General features: G+C 38.1%; 14 protein-coding genes. 6 read left to right on the top strand and 8 right to left on the bottom strand.

Annotation, left to right across the window (positions count from 1 at the left end):
• Positions 1-11: 11 nt before the first annotated feature.
• Complete coding sequence (locus R3E32_02755) at positions 12-3,707, bottom strand: CheR family methyltransferase (protein ID MEZ4883632.1); 3,696 nt, start codon at positions 3,705-3,707, stop codon at positions 12-14.
• A gap of 365 nt (positions 3,708-4,072) precedes the next feature.
• Here R3E32_02755 and R3E32_02750 point away from each other — a divergent pair, with 365 nt between their 5' ends.
• On the top strand, positions 4,073-6,376 hold the full coding sequence (locus R3E32_02750) for a TonB-dependent receptor (protein MEZ4883631.1): 2,304 nt from the start codon (positions 4,073-4,075) through the stop codon (positions 6,374-6,376).
• Positions 6,377-6,467: 91 nt separating this feature from the next.
• Here R3E32_02750 and R3E32_02745 read toward each other — a convergent pair whose 3' ends face one another.
• On the bottom strand, positions 6,468-7,175 hold the full coding sequence (locus tag R3E32_02745; protein ID MEZ4883630.1) for a hypothetical protein: 708 nt from the start codon (positions 7,173-7,175) through the stop codon (positions 6,468-6,470).
• Positions 7,176-7,406: 231 nt separating this feature from the next.
• Here R3E32_02745 and R3E32_02740 point away from each other — a divergent pair, with 231 nt between their 5' ends.
• Positions 7,407-10,208 (top strand): hypothetical protein, encoded by a 2,802-nt coding sequence (locus R3E32_02740; protein ID MEZ4883629.1) that lies wholly within the window; start codon positions 7,407-7,409, stop codon positions 10,206-10,208.
• 76 nt (positions 10,209-10,284) lie between these two features.
• Here the strand turns inward: R3E32_02740 and R3E32_02735 are convergent, their stop codons facing one another.
• Positions 10,285-12,651, bottom strand: a complete 2,367-nt coding sequence (locus tag R3E32_02735; GenBank protein ID MEZ4883628.1) for an FAD-binding oxidoreductase — start codon at positions 12,649-12,651, stop codon at positions 10,285-10,287.
• A gap of 418 nt (positions 12,652-13,069) precedes the next feature.
• Between R3E32_02735 and R3E32_02730 the strand changes: the two genes are divergently transcribed.
• Positions 13,070-14,164: an AAA family ATPase gene (locus R3E32_02730; GenBank protein MEZ4883627.1), complete on the top strand. Its 1,095-nt coding sequence runs from the start codon at positions 13,070-13,072 to the stop codon at positions 14,162-14,164.
• 147 nt (positions 14,165-14,311) lie between these two features.
• Here the strand turns inward: R3E32_02730 and R3E32_02725 are convergent, their stop codons facing one another.
• The 3 genes from R3E32_02725 to R3E32_02715 form a co-directional block, all read right to left on the bottom strand.
• Positions 14,312-15,562: an NAD(P)/FAD-dependent oxidoreductase gene (locus R3E32_02725; GenBank protein MEZ4883626.1), complete on the bottom strand. Its 1,251-nt coding sequence runs from the start codon at positions 15,560-15,562 to the stop codon at positions 14,312-14,314.
• A 2-nt stretch (positions 15,563-15,564) separates the two neighbouring features.
• On the bottom strand, positions 15,565-16,884 hold the full coding sequence (rseP, locus tag R3E32_02720; protein MEZ4883625.1) for an RIP metalloprotease RseP: 1,320 nt from the start codon (positions 16,882-16,884) through the stop codon (positions 15,565-15,567).
• A 102-nt stretch (positions 16,885-16,986) separates the two neighbouring features.
• On the bottom strand, positions 16,987-18,486 hold the full coding sequence (locus R3E32_02715) for a GH3 auxin-responsive promoter family protein (protein MEZ4883624.1): 1,500 nt from the start codon (positions 18,484-18,486) through the stop codon (positions 16,987-16,989).
• A 217-nt stretch (positions 18,487-18,703) separates the two neighbouring features.
• Here R3E32_02715 and R3E32_02710 point away from each other — a divergent pair, with 217 nt between their 5' ends.
• Together R3E32_02710 and R3E32_02705 are read left to right on the top strand one after the other, a co-directional pair.
• Entirely contained in the window at positions 18,704-19,255 is a 552-nt protein-coding gene (locus R3E32_02710; protein ID MEZ4883623.1) for a hypothetical protein, read from the top strand.
• Between the two features lie 161 nt (positions 19,256-19,416).
• Positions 19,417-19,962 carry a hypothetical protein gene (locus tag R3E32_02705; protein MEZ4883622.1) on the top strand — a complete coding sequence of 182 codons (546 nt, stop codon included), beginning with the start codon at positions 19,417-19,419 and terminating at the stop codon, positions 19,960-19,962.
• 103 nt (positions 19,963-20,065) lie between these two features.
• On the opposite strand, the gene R3E32_02700 is transcribed toward R3E32_02705, so the two are convergent.
• Positions 20,066-21,517 (bottom strand): NAD(P)/FAD-dependent oxidoreductase, encoded by a 1,452-nt coding sequence (locus tag R3E32_02700; protein MEZ4883621.1) that lies wholly within the window; start codon positions 21,515-21,517, stop codon positions 20,066-20,068.
• An 80-nt stretch (positions 21,518-21,597) separates the two neighbouring features.
• Complete coding sequence (locus R3E32_02695; GenBank protein ID MEZ4883620.1) at positions 21,598-22,116, bottom strand: DinB family protein; 519 nt, start codon at positions 22,114-22,116, stop codon at positions 21,598-21,600.
• 722 nt (positions 22,117-22,838) lie between these two features.
• On the opposite strand from R3E32_02695, the gene R3E32_02690 reads away from it, so the two are divergent.
• Positions 22,839-24,644, top strand: coding sequence for a M12 family metallopeptidase (locus R3E32_02690; protein MEZ4883619.1), 1,806 nt, complete (start codon positions 22,839-22,841; stop codon positions 24,642-24,644).
• The last annotated feature ends 193 nt before the right edge of the window (positions 24,645-24,837 follow it).

Here is a 24,837-nt window from a genome sequence, read left to right as displayed (position 1 = left end):
CTCAAAAACCATTACATATCTACAATCATGGTGTAAGGCTTGATATGTACTGTAAAAACAGTGCCTTTACCCAATTCACTTTGCACTTCAATTTTTCCACCATTTTTTTTGATGGTATTGTTCAAGATACTTAGACCAATACCTGCCCCCTCACGGGTTGTAGCAATTCTTTGAAAAGGTTGAAATAATAGATGTCCGTATCGTTCGAGGTCAATGCCAATACCATTGTCTGCCACACTAAACACAACATAACCATCTTGTTCCTTCACTTTCACAGAAATTTCGAGAGGTCTATTGTCGTCTCTATATTTGATGGCATTGTCCAACACATTGTACACCATACTTACAAGGTAGGGTTTGACATAGTAAAAGTTAGGGCTATCATTGAAGTCGGTTTGTATAGTAGATTCTAATTGTGAAAGCTGGTCAGTAAGTTGAGTTTTTACCTCATAGAAAATATCTTTAATATTAATATTCAGAATAGCGTGTGAACCATTTTTTTGAAAATCAAGAAATTGCATCAAACCATTGAGAACCGATTCAAGTTTTTGACTCGCCATTCCTACCCTTTCGAGGAGTTTTTTTCTATCTGCTTCATCCTTTGCTTTACTCAAAGATTCTACATAGGATTTCATTCGCAAAATTGGCGCACGCAAATCGTGTATAGCTCCATTTACAAAATCATCTAAAAAAGAATTCAATTCTTCTAAATATTCATTTGCATCCTCTAAATCAGCTGTTCGTTCTTCTACTTTTTGCTCCAATTCTTCATTGAGCCTTTTGATTTCCCTTTTTCTAGCCTTAATATCTGACAAATCTCGGGTTGTAATTGCTACTTCTTCTACATTTCCATCTCTAAAAATGGGGCTAACCTTTGCTTCAATAAAGACTACTTCACCGTGTGGAAGTATGAAATCCAAATTATAAAACACATTTTCGCCCGTTTCAAAAACCTTGTCAATTGCATATTTGATGATGTCTTTATTTTCAGGAGTAACCCGATCATAAACTATAGTACCAATCACCTCATCTCTATGATAACCTGTAAAAGTGAAATTCAAATCTAAGAAAGTTCCCTCTCTATCATAAATGGATAGGTTGTCAATTGCATTTTCAAAAACGGCCTTATAACGTGATGAGGTTGCTAAATTTTTAGCAGCCATTGATTTTACCTCATTGATGTTCGTAAAGGTGATAACGACACCGTTGATCATGTTTTCAGAGGTTCGGTAAGGCAATATCCTCATTAAGAAGAAATTGTCATGTATATCTATCACTTCTTTTTCAATCGTATTGAGATTGAGCAATACTTTTTTGGCTAAACCTGCCAAATCCACATTTTTTAGAGTATGAGAAAAAGTAGTTATAGAACGACCGATATCGCTATCTACTAAGTCCAATTGTTCGCTTATTGCAGAAGTAAATTTTCGGATTCTTAGGTAATTGTCCAAGAAAATCGTCGCTATTTCAGTACTTTTCAAAAGGTTTGCAATGTCATTGTTTATCGTTGTATATTCTTCAATTTTAGATTGCAACTCCGTATTTACCGTATAAAGCTCTTCATTGACCGATTGCAATTCCTCATTTGTACTTTGAAGTTCTTCGTTGGTAGCCAACAACTCTTCATTAGAAGCTTGTAACTCTACATTTATTGATTCAAGCTCTTCAATCAGCGACTTTTTTTGTTCTTTTACTTCTTTGAGTTCCAGTTCCAAAGTACGTACACGTTCCTCTTTCAACAATCCTGCATCAACTTCCAAAACATTTTCAGAGCTTAAAGCGGTAGTACTTCCTTTGATAAAAATTTCGACCAATACAACTTTATTGTCCACTTCTGGAATGTGCACCCAAGAGAAATTAATATCCAAATTAAACAACTCTTCATATTTGTTGAAGGGAACATCTTTATATGAAATCGTCTGTCTGGTTTCCAATGCACGACGCACTCCATTTCTAAACAACAAACTCTCTTGTGATTCTAGTAGATTTTCAATGTTCATCCGCACGAGTGCCTGTGGAAAGTGAAACAACTGCCCTACATTACCATTGATAAACAATACATCGAGTTCCTTACTGAGAAACAAACAAATAGGGGAATGTCTTCTGACCAATGCACTTGTGAAAAATGTTTCTTGTCGCTTGTAATTTAAATAGTTATCTTCTGAATTGGATGAACTCTCCGAAGGCTTTAAAGTTGATTTCCTAGATGTTTTTGAAGCAAAATTTTTTGTAACCCAAGCAGGAGCTTTTTTACTATAAGTATTAACCACATCATATACATTTTCATAAATATTCCATTTTTGGTCAATTGAATGAAAGAATTGCTTCAAATTTCCAATTGATTCGCTAGGCCCTAAGAATAGATATCCTCCTTGATTGAGTGAATAATGATAATTTTCCAACAATCTTTTTTGAACATCGGTATTTAAATAAATCAAAAAATTACGGCAACAAATCAAATCTGCATTGATAAAAGGAGGATCTTGTAATACATCATGGTTCACAAAAATAATGCGTTCTCTAAGCTTCTTTTTAATATGAAATTTGTCCATTTTCAAATCAAAAAATTGCTCCAAACGTTTACTGCTAACATCTGCAACAATGTTGTCGTGATAAACTCCCTCGCTCGCAAAATTGATTGCTAAATCATCCACATCCGTTGCAAATATTTTGAAATTGGGAGGAAGGTCGTTCTCCACCATATACTCCATCATCAGCATGGCTATGCTATATGCTTCCTCGCCAGTAGAACACGCTGCAATCCATATCCTAATCGTTTCATAAGAATTTTTATTTTTTACAATTTCGGGAATTATCCTTTCTTGTAATATTTCAAAAGCTTCTGGGTTTCTGAAAAAACGGGTTACTCCGATTAAAAATTCCTTTCCTAGTAATTTTGCTTCTGATGGATTGACCTCCATATATTCATCATAATCTTCTATTTTGTAGATATGATTCAACTGCATCCGCTTCTCAGAGCGTCTCAAAAGCGTTTGTTTTCGATAAGCTTCAAAATCAATCCCCGTAGCGTTGTATACCTTCAACAAAATCCTTTTAAATATGCCTTGCAAACTAATGTCGTTTTCTTCATCGAGCAGTTTGTGGGGAAAAGTATTCGCTAATTTGGTGACAGTTTCAGCCAACAATGAGGGCGTTAACACATTATCTGCCAACCCAATAGAAATGGTCGCCAAAGGCATTCCATTAAATTTTGCAGAGTTTGGATCTTGAACAAGGACAATTCCACCAGCTTCTTTGATTGTTCGAGTTCCCCTAGATCCGTCCGTTCCTGTACCTGACAAAATCACTCCAATAGCATTACTGCCCTGATCGTGGCCCAATGAGTGAAGGAAGATATCAATGGGTAAGTTTAACTTACCACTCCGATTGACCACCAGAAGAACTCCATTTTTTATAACAATGTTTTTATCACGAGGAATCAAATAAATATGATTAGGATATACGGGCATGTCATGATTCACCGTCAGTATTGGTATCTTTGTATATCGTGCCAATATTTCATCCATTAAGCTTTTGAAATCAGGCGATAAATGTTGAATAATCACAAAACTGGCATCTATATTATCAGGTATATGACTAAAAAATTGCCTCATTGCTTCCAACCCACCAGCCGATGCCCCTATTCCTACCACTCTCAGTTTTTTACCATGCCTAACCTCTCCAACAATATTCTGAATCAGCTCCATCTATATGATTTTTTTATAACAAAAAATAAAATTGTTATTATCCTAACCTACATTCACGAGTTGCCAGTATTGAATTTTCTAATTAATTGAATTTGTTTTAAAAATAAAATATACGTAAATTTTATTTTGTTTTTTAAAATTCTTAATGAATTAATTATCAAAATCTATTTTTGAATGTAGAATCCTAAGTAAATAGTTTATTATAAATACTGGCATTGTTCATTGGGTTAGTAAGCAGACAATTCTATAAAAGAAAATTTATAGTTTGAAAAGGGAAGCACTAAAATAAGGGATTATCTTTAAATAGCAAATATTATTCTGCAATAATTTAATAATACCCCAATAATTAATTTTTATCTTCGACTATGAAAAAAATTACCTGCACTTTCTCGCTTATGTTTTTTAGCATACAACTTTTTGCCCAAATAGCTATTGTTCGTGGTAAAGTAGTCAAACAATCTACCAACGAACCTATACCTTATGTCAATATTACTGCAGCTAAAAATGGCATTCAATCAGATTTTAATGGTGAATACCAATTAAATTTAACTGAAGGCAAACATACGCTAAAATTTAGTTTTATTGGATTTGAAACACAACAAATTGAAGTAACATTAGTCGAAAATCAAATCCAAGAATTAAATATTTCTTTGGTCGAACAAGAGGAATTACTACAAACAGTGGTTGTAAGTGGGAGTAAATATGAAAGACGTTTGAGCGAAGAAACCGTTTCTATTGAAGTGATTCGTCCTTCTATCATCGAAAACAGCAATTCTGCACAAATGGATGAAGCATTGGAGAAAGTGCCAGGAGTGAGTGTAGTAGATGATCAAGCCAACATCAGAGGAGGTAGCGGGTACTCTTATGGAGCAGGTAGCCGTGTGTTATTACTCGTGGATGACATGCCGATTTTGACCAGTGATAGTGGTTCTCCCGCTTGGGATTTCATTCCACTGGAAAATGTACAACAGGTTGAAGTGGTGAAAGGAGCTTCTTCTGCACTCTACGGCTCATCGGCACTCAATGGCATCATCAATATCCGCACTGCTTACCCAACTGCAAAACCTTACACCAAAATCAGTATTTTCAATACACTCTACCAAAAACCTGCTGACAATAAAATCATTGCAGCCAATGGTGAAGTCACCGAAAAAGCATGGTGGGGAAACAAAGCACCTTACGAATTGGGTGCAACTTTCACACACCGCCGAAAAATTGGACAATTTGACTTAGTTGGAGGTGCTTATCTATACAAGCAAAAAAGCTGGCGCAAAGAAGAATTTATCGAAAGATACCGCATCAACCTCAATACTCGCTACCGCTTCAAAAACACTCCAAACCTATCTATTGGATTGAATTTCAATGCTCAAAAAACAGAAAGTGCTACCTTCTTTTTGTGGAATGGCAGCGGTGCAGAAGCTTACCTACCGTGGAATACGCTCGAAACGCCCTTGAATGACCGCAAAAATTTCAGTATGGATCCTTATGCCGAATACTTCAATCCCAAAAAAAATATCCGCACTAAACTACAAGGACGTTACTACTACGTGGACAACCAAAACCAAACTGACCAAAGCAAGACAGTCCACAACTATTACGGTGAATGGCAGTTTCAAAAAAAATATCCAACTGCAGATTTTTCCTATACTTTGGGCTTAGTAGGCTCGGCGGTCAATACAACAGCCGAACTCTATGATGGCTTTTTCCAATCCTCTAATCTATCCGCTTACGTTCAGTTAGACAAAAAACTATTTGACCGACTCAACATTGCTTTGGGAGGACGCTATGAGCGCAACAAGCTGCAAGGCAAAAAAGAAGCAAAACCTGTTGGTCGTTTGGGTTTAAACTACCAGTTGGCAGAAGGTACATTTTTGCGGGCTTCCTATGGCGAAGGCTACCGCTTTCCTACCATTGCAGAAAAATTTGTATCTACGAGTCTCGATGACAGAGGTTTAATTACGGTTAGCCCCAATTTGGAATTGGAGTCGGAAACGGGATGGAGTGCAGAACTGGGTATCAAACAAGGTTTTAAATTGGGTGATTGGCAGGGGTACGCAGATCTTGCAGGTTTCATCAATGAATATCAAAACATGATGGAATTTACCTTCAATTATTGGGAAGATCTTCAAGCATTGGCATTCCGATCCGTCAATATTGGCGACACGCAAATAACGGGGATTGATGCGAGCATTGCAGGAAAAGGCAAGATGGGAAAAGCGGAGGTAAATGTTTTGGCGGGTTATACCTACATCAATCCTCGCCTCGAAACACCTTTGGACTCTATTCCAGCAGGTTCTTGGCCCGCTGGCCCAAATATCGAATATGGTGATGGAACAAATGCATTGCTCAAATACCGATTTCGCCACTCTTTCAAAACAGATATTCAAACGGATTACAACAAAATTTCGGCAGGAATCTCGCTTCGTCACAACAGTTCCATTGAAGGGATTGACAGCATTTTTCACTTCATCATTCCCGACCTTCAAAAATATAGAACCGAACACGACAAAGGTGTTTGGCTAATGGATACTCGTATTGGCTATGAAATCATCAAAGGAGGTACGCTTTCTTTTATTTGCCGAAATTTGTTCAACAAGGAATACGCTATTCGACCTGCCTTGATTGAAGCTCCAAGAAGTTTTACCTTCCGATTTTCACAGGAACTTTGAAGAAAATTCATACATTTTACCCACTACCGCTCAAAGAATAACTTCCCGATTGTATTTTTCAGATAGTTTGAGTTTGTAGGTTCATTTATTGCTAAGTTGTCCATTCGCCATGTGCTATGCCAACCAACCACCATTTACCATGATGTGCTTCAAAAAATAAGCGCAACATCCCCCAATCCATACCTCCAAAATCGGGATTTGTGCCATCCATGTAGTACTCAACCATGATGGCATTGGGGTAAACTTTTCGCCAATTGTCAATCATATTTCCTGTTCCTTCAGTAGCGTTGTATTTGACCTTTCTACTTGTTTTATAGTCTTTGTTGTAGATATATCGTTCATAATATTCCGAAAAAGGCAAGCCAATTGCTCCTCCTTCTCCATCACTCATACCCCAATTAATGGTCGTTGTGTCTCCCCATGCATACATTACTTGACTTGCAGCATATACCTGGTCTTTTTTTATATCAATATAGGAATAAGGTGAAAAACGAATACCATGAATAGGATGAGCATATTGTTTACCGATACTCGCAAATGCTTTTTGGCTGATAAGTTGAATGATTTCTGTTGATTTAGCCTCAATAATTGCTTTCGTTGCGTTGGGAGGTAATTTAGAAGATAGCATGGTAAGTGTATCAATACTCTTTGCTTCTGCTTCTTCTAATTTGGCTTTACTCATTTCTTCTCCTACTTTTGGAAGATGCTTTTGAGAGATTTTTTTTGGTTTATTGGGTTGATTGCAGGCTGTCAAAAAGAACAGCGCAAGCAATATTATACTGAGAATGTTTTTGTGCATACTTATGATGGTTTTAGGGATTGTGTTCATTACAATTTTTAAGGTAAATCCTATAAAACAGTTATATGGGTATTTGATTTTCAATCTTTTGAGTTCAACTAAAAAATGATTAGATTTGTAGAGATTAGGTGAATACTGTTTTAAAGGTATTCGTTTTCAAACCCTTCTAACTACAAACCATCTAAGAAATAAAGCATTACATTGGTATTGTACCCTAAAAAATCAATCAACATGAAAAAATTACTCCTTTACTCTTGGATATTTTGTTTATTAGCGGTCAATTTACAGCTATTAGCGCAAACAAACAATAACTCACTTAAAAATCGCCGCCCTCCAAGTCGCACAGAGATTGACGGCACAAGTCGAAATAATCAACCTGAGAAAAGAGCTTGTTTGGAACAATCTGCTTCAGAAAGTTTACGCTTTCAAAATCTAACTTATACCATCACTTACTTAAAGCATATTTCAGCACGTATCGAACAGAATGGTCATTACTATTCGGATGTAGTCATTGAAATAGAAAGAATCAGTCCAACGATAGACTATAAAGGATTTGATCTCACTGATTTATTCAAAGGAAACATTGAAGTAACAGTCCGTTTGCAAAGGCTAAATGGGCAAGGTCAAGTAGTAGATACCAAGACATTCAAAGAATCCCTTTCAGCAAATGAAGTAGTTTGGCGATACAATTTCCCAGACTTTGATAGTTCGAAAGACTGCCCATTGAATCTGCAAAGTGTCACTTTTACCTTAAAAAGTAGCAGCACATTGCAACAACGAACTCAACTCATTGATGAATATGTACAGCAATTGTCAAAATTGGAGGCTTATGCTAAGGAGTTGAACAGATTAGAAGAACCTAATTTGTCTAATTTGAGTAGTCAAGTAGATGAACTCAACAATTTGTCTTACAAAATCAAAGCATTGGAACGTTATAATTTTAGCGCATTGAATCTGACACCAAATAGCAGTGAAGATTTTGCCTATCAGTTGAGCATTTTACAAACACAATACAATGATTTGCAAGCGACCTTGCCAAATATTTACTATGATGCAGGCATTCAGAAACTGCGCTATCCTGCCGAAGCCAAAAAATATTTTGAAGCAACGCTGCGATTGTATCCACAACACATTGGTGCAAGAAACGAAATAGCGAACTTTCATTTTGCAGAAAACAACATTTCAGCGTATTTACAAGACATTGAAGAACTGGAAAAACTCCGCTATGATGGCACAGAACGTTTGGTCAACAAAGCCTTCAATTGGTATTTAGATGCAGCAAGTATGCAGGCAAATCACCCAACAGAATATGAAGCGGCAATGCTGATTTATGAAGATGCCAAACATCTCTGCAAATATGGCTATGTGAGGGATTGCTACGAACAATTAGAAAGCCGCAAAAGGCGTACAATTGAAGTCATAGGTGCCCAAAAAACACAATTGTATGAAACGATGCTCTACGATGCCATGCAAGCAGCCAATTACAATCGTTTTGGAGACGCACAAAATTTATTGAGACAAGCTGCTCTTTATCAGCAAAATAACCACAACTGGATTCCGCTTACCATCAGCACTCATCAGACGCTGTCTCACGTCTATTGCACAATGATCAATGATGCAAACCAACAAATTCAACGGGGTTCACTCATTGAGGCCCGTCAAGCATTGGATCAAGTGAACGTTTTAGAAAATGATTGGAAGTATTGGAGTTGGACCCGAAATGATGCTACATGTGGTGGGCAGTTGGAGCAGGCATACGTCAGATTGTACCAATCTTACCTAAACAACTCAAATCAATTGACCAATCAAAACAACTTCAAAGCTGCCCGTCAATCTTTGACATCGGCGCAGGATTTGTGTCGTCAGCAACAATTCAACTGCGGCAATGAACTGGAGCAGGCTTACTTCAAAATTCAAGAGGCAGAATATAAACAGACCATTGAGAAAGGTCAGCAACAACTTCGAAGTCGCAGATATTTAGATGCAGTTACCTATTTTGAAACAGCGGAAAATATTTGCAGTCAAGACGATAGAATCACTTGTGCCAATTCTTTAGCTGGAGGTTTGTACGATTCTTATATGGCATTGGCACAGCAAAAAGCGGCAGCCAAGGAATACGAAAAAGCAACCGACTATTTTAGAAAAGCACAACAAAATATTGACCGTTATCAACCAGTCAACTATGCCAACTTACAGCGTCAATTGATGGAAGCGATGCAAGGCGTTGGGGAAAATTACGTTGCAGATAAAATGGTGGAGGCAGAACAAGCAATTCGCAAGAATGAACTTTGGGAAGCCAACAATATTCGTGGGGAAATCGACGATTTGATTGCCACTTATCAACTGCAATCTGACCGAAACATTGGCGATAAAATGGAGGAAATAAATGGCCGTATTCAATCGCAGCAGTGCATCAATACTGCAAAAGATATTTCTGACCGCTATTTAGAAGCCAAACGATTAACAGACAATCAGCAATTTGTGATTGCAAATGCCACAATTGGCACAGCCCTTCAATTGAGCTACGAAAATGCAGACTGTCAAATCGCTACGCAAAAATTGGTGACGCTACAAAACCAAATTTTGCCTGCTGTGGAATATCAACAAATGATGGATGTAGTGAACAACTTGGTAAAAAATCGAAGTTATACTGCTGCAATTGATGCTTATTTGAAGGCAGGTGAACACGCTGAAAAGTACCAACTGTCAACATCTTTAAAGCTCAATCATGCAAGTTTGTATGAGTTTTTGCAGCAATCAGACATCGGCTGGCTTCAAGTAGCTGGTGTTCAATATTTTCATCAACAAAAAGACTGGAACCAAGTTCGTTCGCTCATGCGTATTTTGGCAACTGCTTATTCTTCAAAGGCTGCTAAGGATTTCTTCTCCTCTTTAGGTACGGACTTGGCTCGTGCGGACAAACAAAACACCAATTTTGATGTGGCAGATTTGGGGATAGAACAGTACCAACTCAATTCCTTCAAAATATATAAGAAGTTCAAAAAGGCTTATGCGAAACAATGGAAAAACTGATGTTTTGGAGTTTTGGGGTGTTAAAGTGTTGATTTCAAAATATTAACACCTCAACACCTCAAAGCAGCCTTCAAACCTACACCAAGCTATAGCGTTTCGGAGAAATAATATTGTTTGGATCCAACACCTGTTTAAGTTCTTTGGTAATACGCCAAAACTCATCTTTTTCAGATACAACCTGTTCCATCTGATTGATAGCCATACGGTATAAAATAAACCCTTCGTTCATAAATGCGCTATTGAGCTCTTCAATACAGGTATTTGCTTTGGCTAATTTTGCAGCATCTCTTTTGTCAAAAGCGAGATTGATTACCCCCTCCAAAGATTTGGTATTAATCATATTGAGGGTAATGTAAGCATCAAAACCCCATTTACGAAAAATAGACGTGGTCAAAGCATTCATTTTCAACACGGACAAACCGTCCATCGGCACAATCGGCAAACTGAACAACAATCCTGCATTGCTGTGGTCTGGATCAGATTCATTTTCGGGTGTACCTTGAATGGGGTAATACACGCTTTTGAGTGCCATATCGGAAGGAATACCCAAACTCAAACCAAATGCTTTCTCTAAGGCATTTATGACTAAGCCTTTTTGTTTGAAAAATGGAATGAATTGCAGTGAATGAAAGATTTTTTTGAGTTTTTGCAGTTTTGGAGTCGTCACCAAAGTCACTTTGCCGTAAGGTGACAAGTGTTTTTTGAGTTGAGCAAAACACTCTTCTACATGTGCTTTTGTTCCCATTACCCCTCCAATAGCACTCCAAGAATTTTTCATTTCTGCTTCAAAAAGTTGCTGGGCAAGCGGGCGAGCCTCTGCTTCTGACAACCCTTCTTCAGTCATCAAGGTGTCCATGACATGAGGAATCAAAGCAATTCTTCCACGTTCTCGATTAGCAACATGAATGGCAGTTTGCAGAATACCCAAACGTCTCAGCCTCGCCAATACCTCAATAAATTGCGGCAAAAGGTGTTCTTGTTCCAGACCACAAAGTATTGCTCCATGTACTGCCCGTTTTGGAATCAATTCAAAACCCGCTTTGACCACAATACCATAGTTAGACTGAAAAAACAACCCATCAATCGAAGGACCAACGCCATGAGGATACAAGTGTGTTGTTTGTGCTTGTTCGTAATGGCCAAAACCTGTACTGATTATTTTGCCATTTCCCAGTACAACTTCCATACCTGTAAGGTTTTCAACCCTTGAAGAGAAATAACCCACTCCCCTATCCAATGAGTTGCCTATCAAACTTGTACCTAAGCCCGAACCTGTGACATTGAAGATAAAAGGTAGATTGCGTTCTTGTAGGTATGCATACAACTGACCTTGTGTGACTCCTGGTTCAATGACTGCATAACCATGCTGTTCATTCACTTCAATGATTTTGTTCATCTTGGCAAGCGACACAACCAATGCGCCATCTTTGACAGGTAATTTAGAACCTAAGCCCCAATTTTTGCCAGTACTAATTGGGTAAAGTGGAATCTTGTATTGATTGGCCAGTTCAACAATTTGTTGTACTTGCTGTGTATTCGTTGGAAATACTATACCCCTGATTTTTTTCGTAATAGCAGCCGCATTTTCGGAGTCATAACTGATGTCTGTTTCAGAAAAGCGACAATTCTCTGCACCAAGAATTTGGCTAATTCTATGTGTAAATCGATTTTTTTTTATCAACACATTGTCGGGTAAGTCATTGCCATATCCATTGGTGTTTACCAGCAAAGCGTTGTCGGAGTGTTTTGAAAAATTTAATTTGCTCCCTTCTAAAAAACTAAGTTTAAAGGATGTTTTGGCTATTGCCTTCTGATTTTCTTTGATATAGAAACTACAAATTCCCTTAGTTACAAATAAAGTGCGGTAGGTATCTACTACGTCAAACATTTGCTGTTTTGTACAAACAGTCAGTTTTGGTAAATCCAATGGGTCAAAATAAACAGGTGATATTTGCTTCAATGACTCTACATTGTGCGGTATTACATCATAAGTTTCAAACTTATATCCTACATCATAAAGAGAAGACAGCAAATGAGGTTTGATGATAGCAATCCACCCTTCTTTTTCATACAGTTCCATGTATTCTTGTATTGCAATCTGCAACCCCATAAAGATGATGCTTTCTTCTTTTTTGTTAAAAAGGGATTCTTCTTTCGCAAAACGACCTATTTCTATGGTATTTGAACGGTTCATACCATTGTGTAAATAAGTTTCCGTTTCTTGTTGGTACAAATCCTCAAAATTAAACTGCTGATAAGAAGGTACAATACAAGCGGTGCCTACTAACTTCTGGTCTGGCTCTTGACAACAAAGAATGTAAATTGCATCCAATTTATGGAGTTGGTCTTTGATGTAACCTGCTGTTTTGTATGTAGCTTTGACAAGTTCGTGAGCTTTATTGGCTTCATGTGGTGTCTGCGCCAATCTAAATGAATACTTCATAAGGTCAAGTAATTTTAGGGTACAATTAAATAGAGCGGTTTCGCTCCGACAATTGGTTAAAACTATCGGTTAGGCTTATCCACATAATTTTGCTACTTTGTTCCGTATTATCGGACTATTAGTAAGTCAGTCAACAAAAATTATTGCAGATTCCTCTGTGATTTGGGGTGGGTTATAAAGTTATTTTGGATTTGGGGGGATACACTACAAAACATAGGTCAATAAAATGTATTATTGACAAGATGTCTTTTCTTAAATTTAATGAAATAGAAGCTAAAAACGAAAAATTCGATAACGGTGTGTGTTCCAAAATTAACAAAAAAAATTTGTTCTACCTAAAAAAAGAAATAAATTAGTAGAGATTTTTCAGAGAAAACAAACATAGTATCATTTTTTTCAAATTGATTATTATATAAATATGCCTAACAGCCTATATATTGCAGCAACCAATCAAAGTATTGGAAAAACTACAACTACTTTGGGTTTACTCACAACACTTAGAAAGAGAGGAATTGATGTCGGCTATTGTAAACCAATGGGGCAGATATTTGTTAATCACAATGGATGCAAAGTAGATAAAGATGCTGCCTTATTTGCAGATATTCTAGGTTTTGAATTGGATCCGAGCTTGCATAGTCCGTTCATTATGGAGAAAGGTGATAGTTCAAGTTACATACAATCTCCTTTTTATGAAATCATTGCTCAAAAAATTGATTATGCATCAAGTAAACTCGAAGCCCAACATCAATGTGTAGTTTATGAAGGTACAGGACACCCTGGAGTTGGGAGCGTATTTGATTTTTCCAATGCAGATGTTGCCCAAAGATTAGGAACATCTGTCATATTGATTGTAGAAGGTGGAATTGGCTATACCATTGATTATATTACACTCTGCAAAAATTTATTTGAATCTAAAGGTGTACCAATTGCAGGAGTAATCGTGAACAAAGTTTTTCCCGAAAAAATGGAAAAGGTTCAGGAGAGTCTTCAATGTTATCTCGAAAAACAAAAAATTGAATTATTGGGCCTTGTTCCTTTTGCAAAAGATTTGGCATATCCCATGCTTTCTACTATTGCCACCGAAATTCAAGGTAAAGTTTTGTGTGCTGAAGATTACATGCACGAGTTGGTGCAAGACATTATTGCAGGTTCTTTAATTGATTTAGATGATTTGAATACGGATCACAACTATTTATTGGTGGTGAGTACACAACGATTAACGGCTGCATTGACAAAGCTGCAAGACATTTGGAGTTACAAGAATATACCCCCCGATTTGACAGGAGTAGTAGTGACAGGATCTACACTTGTATCGGCGGACAACCTTTATTTCTTGAATCGCCACAACATTCCTGTAATTCAAACACATTTTGATACCTATGAATCGGTTATAAAAATCAATAAGTTGGATGTTAAATTGAACACCAAATCTCCTCAAAAAATCAAACATGCCATCGAATTGTACGAACAGCATGTAAATATTGACAGGATTTGTACTTTTTTAGGTGTGTAACACTCCTTTTTAGGTTCATCGAAGACTATATTGATAAAAAACTTTTGAAGTTTATTATCAAAGGTATAAGGTTTTTAAAACCAGTGCTTTCTTAAAAAAACTTCAAAATTTTTAGAAATGCCACTAAAAACCTATGCGAGTCTTTCTTTAATTAGCAGTGTTTTCAATTATTACCTCGGCAGTGAGCCTACCCGAAAGCATTGCAGCATTGATAGACCCATTGAACGTATAATCACCGCATACATATACATTGTCTTCAACAGGGTGAATGTCTTTTTTATCAAAAGGTGCAATCGTTGTTTTTGTAGGCAAAGCGTTTGGAATGTGATACGTTTTTAGGTGTCGAAGAATGACCACTTCTCCAAACCATTCCCTTATTTCGTTTTGCACCGCCAACCTCAGTTCATTCAAGGTCAATTCAGTAGGCTTTACCACCGTCACCGACAAAAGCGATTGTCCTTCGGGTGCATAACTTGGCTGCACCAAATTAGGCACACAAATATTGTTAATCAAGCCATTTCGATTGCCATTGAGCATCAAAATTGGCTCTTTCACCAGATTCCACGGAGTTGAAAAATACAAACAATACGTGCCGTTTGTTTGAGAAGGAACATCATCTAATGGTATCAATTTTTTGGCTGCATGAACATCTGTCGCAACAATAATACATTCGGCATCAATTGTTTGCCCATCCTCAATCACCACTTTCCCCTCTTTGATTTCCACTACCTTGCTATTGAGTTCAATCACTCCATCCTCCAGCTGATTCGCCAGTTGTTCGGGAATCGCTTGCATACCACTTGCAGGTAAAGCCGCATACCCCTCGCCGAACATTTTGAAGACAAATTCAAACATTCTACTCGACGTTTGCAGCTGTTCTTCCAAAAAAATGCCTCCCAAAAAGGGTCGAAAAAAATGCTGGATAATTTCGTTAGAAAAATTCCATTCTTGCAGAAACTCAAGTGTAGTTTGTTCTTTTTGGTGAAAGATTTGCGAAACCTTCAATCGTTTTTGACGGTTCCGCAAAGCCAACATTTTCATTTTATCTGCAAAATTGACAAAGGGAGCTTTGAAGGTCGCAAATATTTTTTGGGGTTCTCTGAAAGGGTCTGCAATGCGGTAGTTTTCATACCCATATCGCACCAATGATCCAGCCGAAAAATTTCCTAAATGAAGTGTGTTGTAGTTCAACAATCGCTGTGCTTCGGGATAAGCCGTTAACAATACTTGAAACCCCCTATCCAACAAAAAACCTTCGACTTTATCGGTTCTTACCCTACCTCCAACAGCATCAGAGGCTTCCAATACTTTTACACTCAAACCCTCATTTTGCAGGTGAATGGCTGCGGATAAACCTGCCAATCCTGCTCCTATGATTGCGACATCGTATTTCGACATAACTATTTGAAAAGCTTATAAATATCAATTCCAAAGGCAAAGACCATCAATGCCATAATCAGCACAAAACCAAATATCTGTGCTTTTTCTAAAAAATTATCACTCAAGGCTCTACCTGTCACCATTTCAAATAACAGGAAAAGCATGTGACCTCCATCTAAGGCAGGAATCGGCAAAATGTTCATAAATGCCAAAACAAAAGACAACAAGCCTGTGAGAAACCAAAAACGATCCCAATCCCAAACAGGGCCGTAAATCTTCGCTATACCAATAGGACTCGTCAAGGATTCTGTCACCTTCAATTTGCCAGAAAACAACATCCCAAAGCTAACTACTTGAGCTGCAATCAAATCATAGCCTTCTCGATAGCTGTAATGGAAGGATTTGCCCCAATCATAAGGTGCAAAATCGTATTTTTCTTTAGATGTTTCAATATCTGGCTGAAAGCCCAATCGCCCTGCTGTATCTACTTTTGCTTGCAATACAACTGACTGACCATCCCGTTTCACTTTCAATGTAACGGTATTATCTTTGTATTCCTTCAAAGCTTCTTGTAGAATCGGAAAATTTTTAACTTCCGTATCCCCAACTTGTTCTATCACATCACCCACTTTCATTCCCCCACGTTCTGCCCCAGAATCTGGTGCAATCGCAACTACCGAAATATCTTCATACATCGGTGAAATAAAAGGTTGTCGGATATTTTTATGAAAATCTTTGGGCAAAGCAATCTCTTCTATCTGACCATCTGCATGTTGAACTGTAATCGAATTTCCCAAATATAAATTAGTCGAGACACACTCACGGAATCTTTCGGGTGTATTTCCATTCACAGCAATGATTTTATCACCTGTTTTCACACCAATCTCTTGAGCCGTCTCGTAGGCATACACACCGTGTTTATTCAGTTCACTGACAGGCAAATATTCAGTTTTGAAAACGTGAAGGTACATCGCAAAAATCAAAATTCCTGTAATCACATTCATCACAATACCGCCAATCATCACAATAAAACGCTGCCATGCTGGTTTGGCTCTAAATTCCCACTCTTCGGGTTCTGGCGACAAATCTTTGGCATCTTGTGTTTCGTCAATCATCCCTGCAATCTGCACATATCCCCCCAAAGGCAACCAACCGATACCATATTCTGTATCTCCAATTTGTTTGGACCATATCTTCTTGTCCCAAGCATCGAAGAAAATATAGAACTTATTGACTCTCATCCCAAAAGCTTTTGCAGCCATAAAATGCCCTAATTCATGCACAAATACCAGAAGTGATAATCCTGCAATTAGCTGCGTAGCCATGACAATTGTACCCATACTATTTATTGATTCGTTTTTAAATTTTTATCTTACTAAAATGCAAAGTTAGTGTTTTTAACAGGGAACAGGAAGCGAATGTTTCCAAACCGTTGTAAATCCCTAAACATTAAACTTTTTTAATGCTTCTACCAATTTTCGATCATTCGATAAATGTGGCAGTTTGTTTTGTCCACCCAACTTGCCAATAGATTTTTGATAGGCCTTGAAAACGCCCTTTTGGACTGCAATAATCTTCAAAGGTTGCAAAATCCGCCCTCGAATCAAATCCGCATAGTAGCTGTTTTGCCGCACCAAAGAGGCATCTATCTTTGCAGCAAAAACAGACAAATCATTCGGTAACTGCTCAAACTCAATATACCACTCGTGAAAAGGCGTTTCTTCAACGGTGTTTATTTTGGGCGCAACAGTAAAATCGTTCACCAAAGCATCTGATTCTTCAACCGCTTCCTTCAATGCTGTCTCAATTTCCTTCCCAATCACATGCTCTCCAAAAGCCGAAATAAAATGTTTGACACGACCCGTCACCACCAACTTTGGTGGCTGCACAGAAATAAAGCGCACTGTATCGCCCAAAATATACCCCCACAGTCCAGCATTGTTGTTGACGATAATAGCATAATTCACACCTACTTTCACTTCTTTGATACTCAATCTTGTAGGATTTTCTGCAAAAATTTCGTTGGTAGGAACAAACTCATAAAAAATGCCCGAGTTAACAGTCAATAAAAGTCCTTCTTCTCGGTAATCGTTTTGGTAAGCTATCAAACCCTCCGAAGCTGCATACAATTCAAGTGTATCAATTTTCCCTCCAATCGTTGCCTCCATTTTAGCTTGGTAAGGTGCATAATTTACACCACCATGCACCATCAGCCGAAAATCGGGAAACAATTCTTTTGCCTTTTTGCCACTCTTTTGCTGCAATCGCTCAAAAAACATCAACATCCACGGCGGAATCCCGCTGACCATAGACATATTCTGTTGCAGCACTTCTTCAATAATCGCCTCCAATTTTTCTTCCCAATCTTCAATACAATTCATCTCGTAATCAGGAATCTTGTTTTTCTGCAAATAATTGGGAATGTGATGGTTTACGATACCTGACAAACGCCCGATTTTGATGCCATTTTTGTCGGTCAGTGCTGGACTACCCGATAAAAACACCATTTTGCGGCTGGTGAAGGTTTCCGAAATTTGGGTATGGTGTATATAATGTAGCAGCATCGTTCGAGTCGATACAATATGATTCGGTATAGATGATTGGGTGACAGGAATATATTTTGTGCCAGAAGTTGTCCCCGAAGTTTTGGCGAAATAAAGTGGTTTTCCTTTCCACAATACATCTTTCTCTCCTTCAATAACCCGTTGAATATAAGGATTCAAGGCTTCATAATCCCGTAAAGGAACGGCTTGTTTGAATTCGGAATAGGTATGTATGTCATTGAAGTGATGGTCTTTGGCAAAGACGGTTTTATTCGCAGTCGTTTTGACCAAGTTGGTCAATACTTGCTGCTGACAGACAATCGCTTGTCGACTTTCTTTCTCGGTTTTTTGTACCGTATAAGCTGCCCATTTTTTGGCTATTGAAGATTTTAGGCTCATGATATTTTAACGTTTAAAGGTTCAAAATTATCAGCGTTATCTGTGTTATCCTCTTAATCTGTTATTTTTTTTCACAATTTTTTCCAAACCGAAAAACCTATGCGTCTAAAATGGGCGAAACAACGACAGTAACACTTCAACAAATAAAAAGAAAGCATTACTAAGTTGGCACAAACAAGAAAAAATAATTTTTTAAAAAACTTAAATACCTCTTATCATGACAAATTCAAAAAGTATTTTCAACCAATTATTCGCATTAATTGCTCTTTTCGTTTTGACCACATTATCTATCAGCAATGTATCGGCTCACACTTCAAATACAGATGTTGATTTCACTTACAATCAAACAGACGTACAATTTGCAGTAGAAAACGATTTCACTGAAACTGCAAGCCCTTTTGCTCCTTTGAATCCCAACATTTACAGTGCTGCCTCAATGGGTATCAAGATAAAAATCAAAATTATCATCATTGTCAAGAAAAAGAAAAAAGGCGTAGTTGAAGCAGTTGGAATAAGAGTACCACAAGAAAGCAAAACCACAGAATTAGCCTCCAATGAAATTCTATTGGAAGTATCGAGAGAAGGGAACAGCTTTTTGATGCGACCACTCAAAGGAGAACTTGCCAATAGTATTTTAATGGTTCCACAAGGCTTCAAAGTAAGCAAAGAAGTTTCCTTGAAGTTGGGTAGCAAAGAGCCATTCGGATTAAAGGCAACTATGAAAGATATCAGAGTGAATAGTTTGGGCAACTTTGAGATTCAAGATTAATAATTTTTATTTTTTCTCACTCTTTTTTCCAAAGTCAGAATTCCATGCGTCTAAAATGGACGAAACAACGAACGTAGTACTTCAATAAATAAAAAGAAAGCATTACCAAGTTGGCACAGAAAAGAAAACATTTTTTTTTAAAACTTTAAATACCTTATATCATGACAAATTTAAGAAGCATTTTCAATCAAGTATTCGCTTTTATTGCAGTTTTAGTTCTTACTACTTTATCTATAAGCAATGTATCGGCTCATACAACAGATGCCGTATTCACTCAAAACCTTACAGACATTCAATCTGCAATGGACAGTGATTTTGCAGATGCAGCCAGTCCTTTTGCTCCTCTTTCACCCAATTTTTATAGCCCCGAAGCAATGGGTATCAAAATTAAAATCATCATTATCATCATTATCAAGAAAAAGAAAAAAGGAGTAGTTGAAGTAGTCGGAACAAGGATTGCGGAGCAGGGTTTGAAAACACAATTAAAGGAAAATGAAGTATTGGCAGAAGCAACAAGAGATGGTAAAGAATTCTTCATCATGCCTTTGAAGGGTGTTCATGCAAACAGCGAGTACGGATTTCCACCAAGTTTCAAATTATCTAAGGATGTATCTTTGAAATTGGGAAGTGAACGACCTTTGGGATTGAAAGCTATAAGAGTAGAAATGAATGTAAACAAAATGGGAAATTTTGAAATCCAAGATTAACATTGAAGCACTCTCAAATATGTAAGAAATAAGATTGAAGCAAAATAAAACCCATCTTAACATCAAGTTAGGATGGGTTTCTTTTTATTGAGAAAACTTGTATTTATCTAAACTCCAACACCTCATCTTCAAAACTGCTGTATTTGAAATTGAAGATGTCCAAAACATAATTTTGGTGTACCCTCCACGGAGTTTTTGAGCCTTGTTTGGGGAGTTGGTCTCTTGCACGAAGAACATAGCCCGAATTGAAGTCCAAAAAAGGCACTTCAATGATATCACTGCCTTTCAGACGGGGAGTACATTGTTGGACATTCTTTTTTTTCATGTAGTTGAGGAGGCGACAAACATATTCACTGGTCAAATCCGATTTCAAGGTCCAAGAGGCATTGGTGTAACCAAAAAACATTACAAAATTTGGTAAGTCACTAAACATCATCCCCCTATAACAAAAAAGATTAGATGATTGAATGGATTTGCCATCTACAGTAAGTTGGATATTGCTGAGTACTTTCATTTGAAGTCCCGTTGCAGTGACGATTAAATCTGCTTCAATTGTTTCGCCCGATTTCAGTTGTATGCCATTTTCGGTAAAAGTTTCAATTTGATCCGTCACAATTTGTGCTTTTCCCGATTTGAAGGACTCAAAAATGTCACTATCAGGAGCCAAACACACCCTTTGGTCCCAGGGATTATAGCTGGGTTTGAAGTGCTTTTCTACTTCAAAATCCTCTCCAAGTTCTTTTTTGGCATTTTTCACAAATAGATTTCTCACAAAATTGGGCTTGCTACGGGCCAATTTGAAGAAAAGCATCCCCAAAAGAATATTTTTCCATCGGGTGATAGCATAGGCAATTTTTGAAGGAAGCACACGGCGCAAACCATTGGCGATAAAATCTTTAGAGGGGGCAGATGTGATATAGGTAGGCGATCGCTGCAACATGGTGACTTTTGCGGCTTTTTTGGCAAGTTCAGGAACCAAGGTGACAGCCGTTGCGCCACTTCCAATGACCACCACTTTTTTGTGGGTGTAGTCAATATCGGAGGTCCATTTTTGAGGATGTACAATGCGCCCTTTGAAGCGGTCTCGACCTTTAAATTCAGGTGTGAAACCTGCTTCGTAGTCATAATAACCACTGCACATAAACAAAAAATTGCAGCTAAATTCCACTTTTTCATGGGTATCTGTTCTTTCAACAGATACTGTCCATCGAGCTGTTTCAGAAGACCATGCAGCAAAGGTGACTTTGTGTTTGTAGCGGATTTTTTGGTCAATACCTCCATCCTTTGCGGTATCTTGAATATACTGCAATATGGAAGGCCCATCTGCAATTGCTTTTGCTTCTTCCCACGGACGAAAAGAATAACCTAATGTAAACATATCAGAATCAGAGCGAATGCCTGGGTAGCGAAACAAATCCCATGTTCCGCCCATTACATCTCGTGCCTCCAAAATGGCGTAAGTTCGCTCGGGACAATGTTCCTGTAGGTGGTGCGCTGCTCCAATGCCCGAAAGTCCAGCTCCTACTATTAGTACATCTACATGCTGTAGTGTCATATGTATTTTTGTTTGTAGTTGATTAGTGAATTCCGCTAATATTCAAGACAAGGTTTGGGTTTAAAGAATCAGTTTAGATTTTAACAGGAGGTCTTCAACTCTTCTATTTGTTGAGTATGGCGTTTGCAATGCCCTGCTACAAATGCTATCCAGTTTTTTACATTCAACATGCCTAATGTCATGTGGTTGAAAGCGATTTTTTCTAAAGGCAACTCGGTTGTAGTTACAAAATCGTCTATTTTTGAGCGGATAGTGCGATAGGCTGCAATGGCTTCTGCTTTGGTGGTGAACCTTCCTTGTGGCACAAAAAAATCGGGTGCGTTTACTTTTCGTCCTCTTGTGGTAACGATTTTCACAAGGTGTTCATTCTCCCAATTTTCAAGCGCAGCATCCTGTACTTTTGAAGCATGTTTTTGAATGCTGCTAAGTACCCCTGTATCTATCATGACAAGATGTTCTACAATTTCCGACATAGACCATTGTTCATCAGAAGGTTTTGAATGAAATGATTCTTCACTTACATCCTGCAATGTAGTAATTAACTCTCCTTCGCTTTCTTTCAAAAGACCAAGTAGGTAAGTTCTCTCAGCATTGTTCATGTTCTTTCAGCTATTTTGGGATGAAACTAAATTTTACCTATCCCAAAAGTAAAAACTTTCAGCAGGAATTGTTTAATATCTTTAGCCTTTAATCAGTTGCATGAAGTTAATTTTTCTTTTCTGCTAAACATCTTTTTATTTGCAAAGCAGCAATTAAATCGTTAAATTGCATTAATTATGTTTTTGCAACCCTCCTTTTAGTGAAGCTTCAAGTTTGAAGTACATGCTCAAAACTTTGTGTGCACTGCAATCAAGTTTCAACAATAAATAACAGGTAAATAATTGAAGTTGAAGTACATTTAACTTTATCTGTTTTCACTCAATATCCAATAACTCACACATATTTATCTCAAACTAAATTTGAAAAACAAAAAGCTTGAGACGAAATCTTTCATAACAACAATATTAAATAATCTATTTTTTAAAATAACGATTTCATTCCCTGTCACTGTTTACACCATTATAATTTGCTTAATATGAAATCACTACCTTATACTTAAAAAATACTGCATTTTTTACAGCAAAAAACTGTGGTAAAGAATGAAGCAATATTAAAATCATCTTTCTAATAACACACTTTATCAAAATCATTTAAACATTACCAAATGAAAAATCTTCACAACAAAAATGCCGCATTTTTGACACTTCAAAGAATGCAAAAAACATCTCATTTAACTATTCTTTTTTCCTTATTCCTGTTTTGTCTGGTAATCTCATCAGATATGTTTGCTCAGAGAGGCAGGGGACGAGATGTCCAACCAAGCAAGCCTACCACACCTACTGAGGTTGGTGAAAACCAACAAGATGTAGAAGAATACAAACCCGATGTCACACAGCGCAATGTACGCACTGTTGAAGGAACTTTACCACTCCATGATGAGGTAATTGAATTTGACATTGAAGTATTAGACGGACTGGCTATTTTTGAAGGGGATATGGTTCTTGGCGATGCTGCCCAATATGACCCCAATATTGAACATGCGGTGGCTATTTCTGGTGCAAATTACCGTTGGCCTAATGGCATCATTCCGTATGTGATTCAAAGCGGACATCCTAAAAAAACACAGATTGAACAGGCAGTTAAGCACATCAATGACCGAACCAAACTGTGCATCAAACCTCGTTCGGGTGAATCAGATTATGTAGAATTTATCAATGGCTCAGGTTGTTGGTCGTATGTAGGTCGTCAAGGCGGTAAACAACAAATCAGCATTGGAGCTTGCAGTTTTGGCAGCACCGTTCACGAGATATGTCATGCAGCAGGCTTGTACCACGAACAATCCGCTCCCAATCGAGATACCTACATTACCGTAAATTTCAACAACATAGTTGACAGCAAAAAACACAACTTCGACAAAAAAGGATTTAGCGTCACTGCCTACGATAAGGGTTCGATTATGCACTATCCTCCTTATGCTTTTTCCAAAAACGGTCAAAAAACGATTACCTGCAAAAGCAATCCTTGCAACATCGGACAACGCACTGCAATGAGTGCCAATGACATTGCAGGAATCAATACTTTGTATGCCAGTGCATCGGGCTGTGGAGGTTCTGCTCCAATTTGGGAAAGTTTGGGTGGAACAATTACCAGCAATCCTACAATTGTCTCGTGGGGATCAAACCGTTTAGATGTTTTTGCCAGAGGCACAGATGGTGCAGTTTGGCACAGATGGTGGGATGGTAGCCGTTGGGGTGGATGGGAAAGCCTCGGTGGAAAAATCCCTGCAGGAACGAATATTAGTGCTGTTTCTTGGGGCGCAAACCGCCTTGATTTGTTTGTGCAAGGTATGGATGGTGCTTTGTGGCACAAATGGTGGGATGGTCGAAAATGGGGAGGTTGGGAAAGCTTAGGTGGAAAAATAACCAGCGATCCAAGTGCTGTTTGTTGGGGATCTAACCGCATTGACGTGTTTGCAAGAGGAACAGACGGTGCAGTTTGGCACAAATGGTGGGATGGTAGCCGTTGGGGTGGATGGGAAAGCCTCGGTGGAAAAATCCCGGCAGGAACAAATGTAAGTGCCGTTTCTTGGGGTGCAAATCGCCTTGATTTGTTTGTGCAAGGCATGGATGGTGCTTTGTGGCACAAATGGTGGGACAGTCGCAAATGGGGAGGTTGGGAAAGCCTCGGTGGAAAAATTACGAGCAATCCTGATGCCGTTTGTTGGGGTTCTAATCGCATAGATGTATTTGCAAGAGGTACTAACGGTGCCGTTTACCACAAATGGTGGGATGGGAGCAGATGGGGTGGTTTTGAAAGTCTTGGAGGAGTTATTCCTGCTGGAACAAATAGCAACACTGTGGCGTGGAGTGGCAACCGTTTGGATTCTTTTGTACAAGGCATGGACGGTGCACTTTACCACAAATGGTGGAACGGCAGCAAGTGGGGCGGATGGGAAAGCCTCGGTGGAAAAATAACCAGCGATCCTCTAAGTGTAGCATGGGGACCGAATCGCTTAGATGTGTTTGTGAAAGGAACAGACAATGCGCTCTGGCATATGTGGTGGAATGGTAGCAAGTGGGGGAAATAAAAATGACCTAACCTTAATTTTTCGCCTAAAGCCTTCCTTATCTTTTTTCATAAAGCAGGTTATTACAATCAATAACCTGCTTTTTATCAAACATCAAGGAGAAATTTACAAGAATGTATGCCTGCAATTTTTAGATTGTTCTCTTCTATTTGGAGAGTAGGGTTAATAAAAATTACTTCAAATCTTTTTTAAA

It is taken from the genome of Chitinophagales bacterium (assembly GCA_041392475.1).
In the GTDB taxonomy this organism is placed as follows: domain Bacteria; phylum Bacteroidota; class Bacteroidia; order Chitinophagales; family UBA2359; genus JAUHXA01.
Note: the sequence above shows the minus strand (reverse complement) of the source record. Positions and strands in the feature narration are given on the sequence as shown.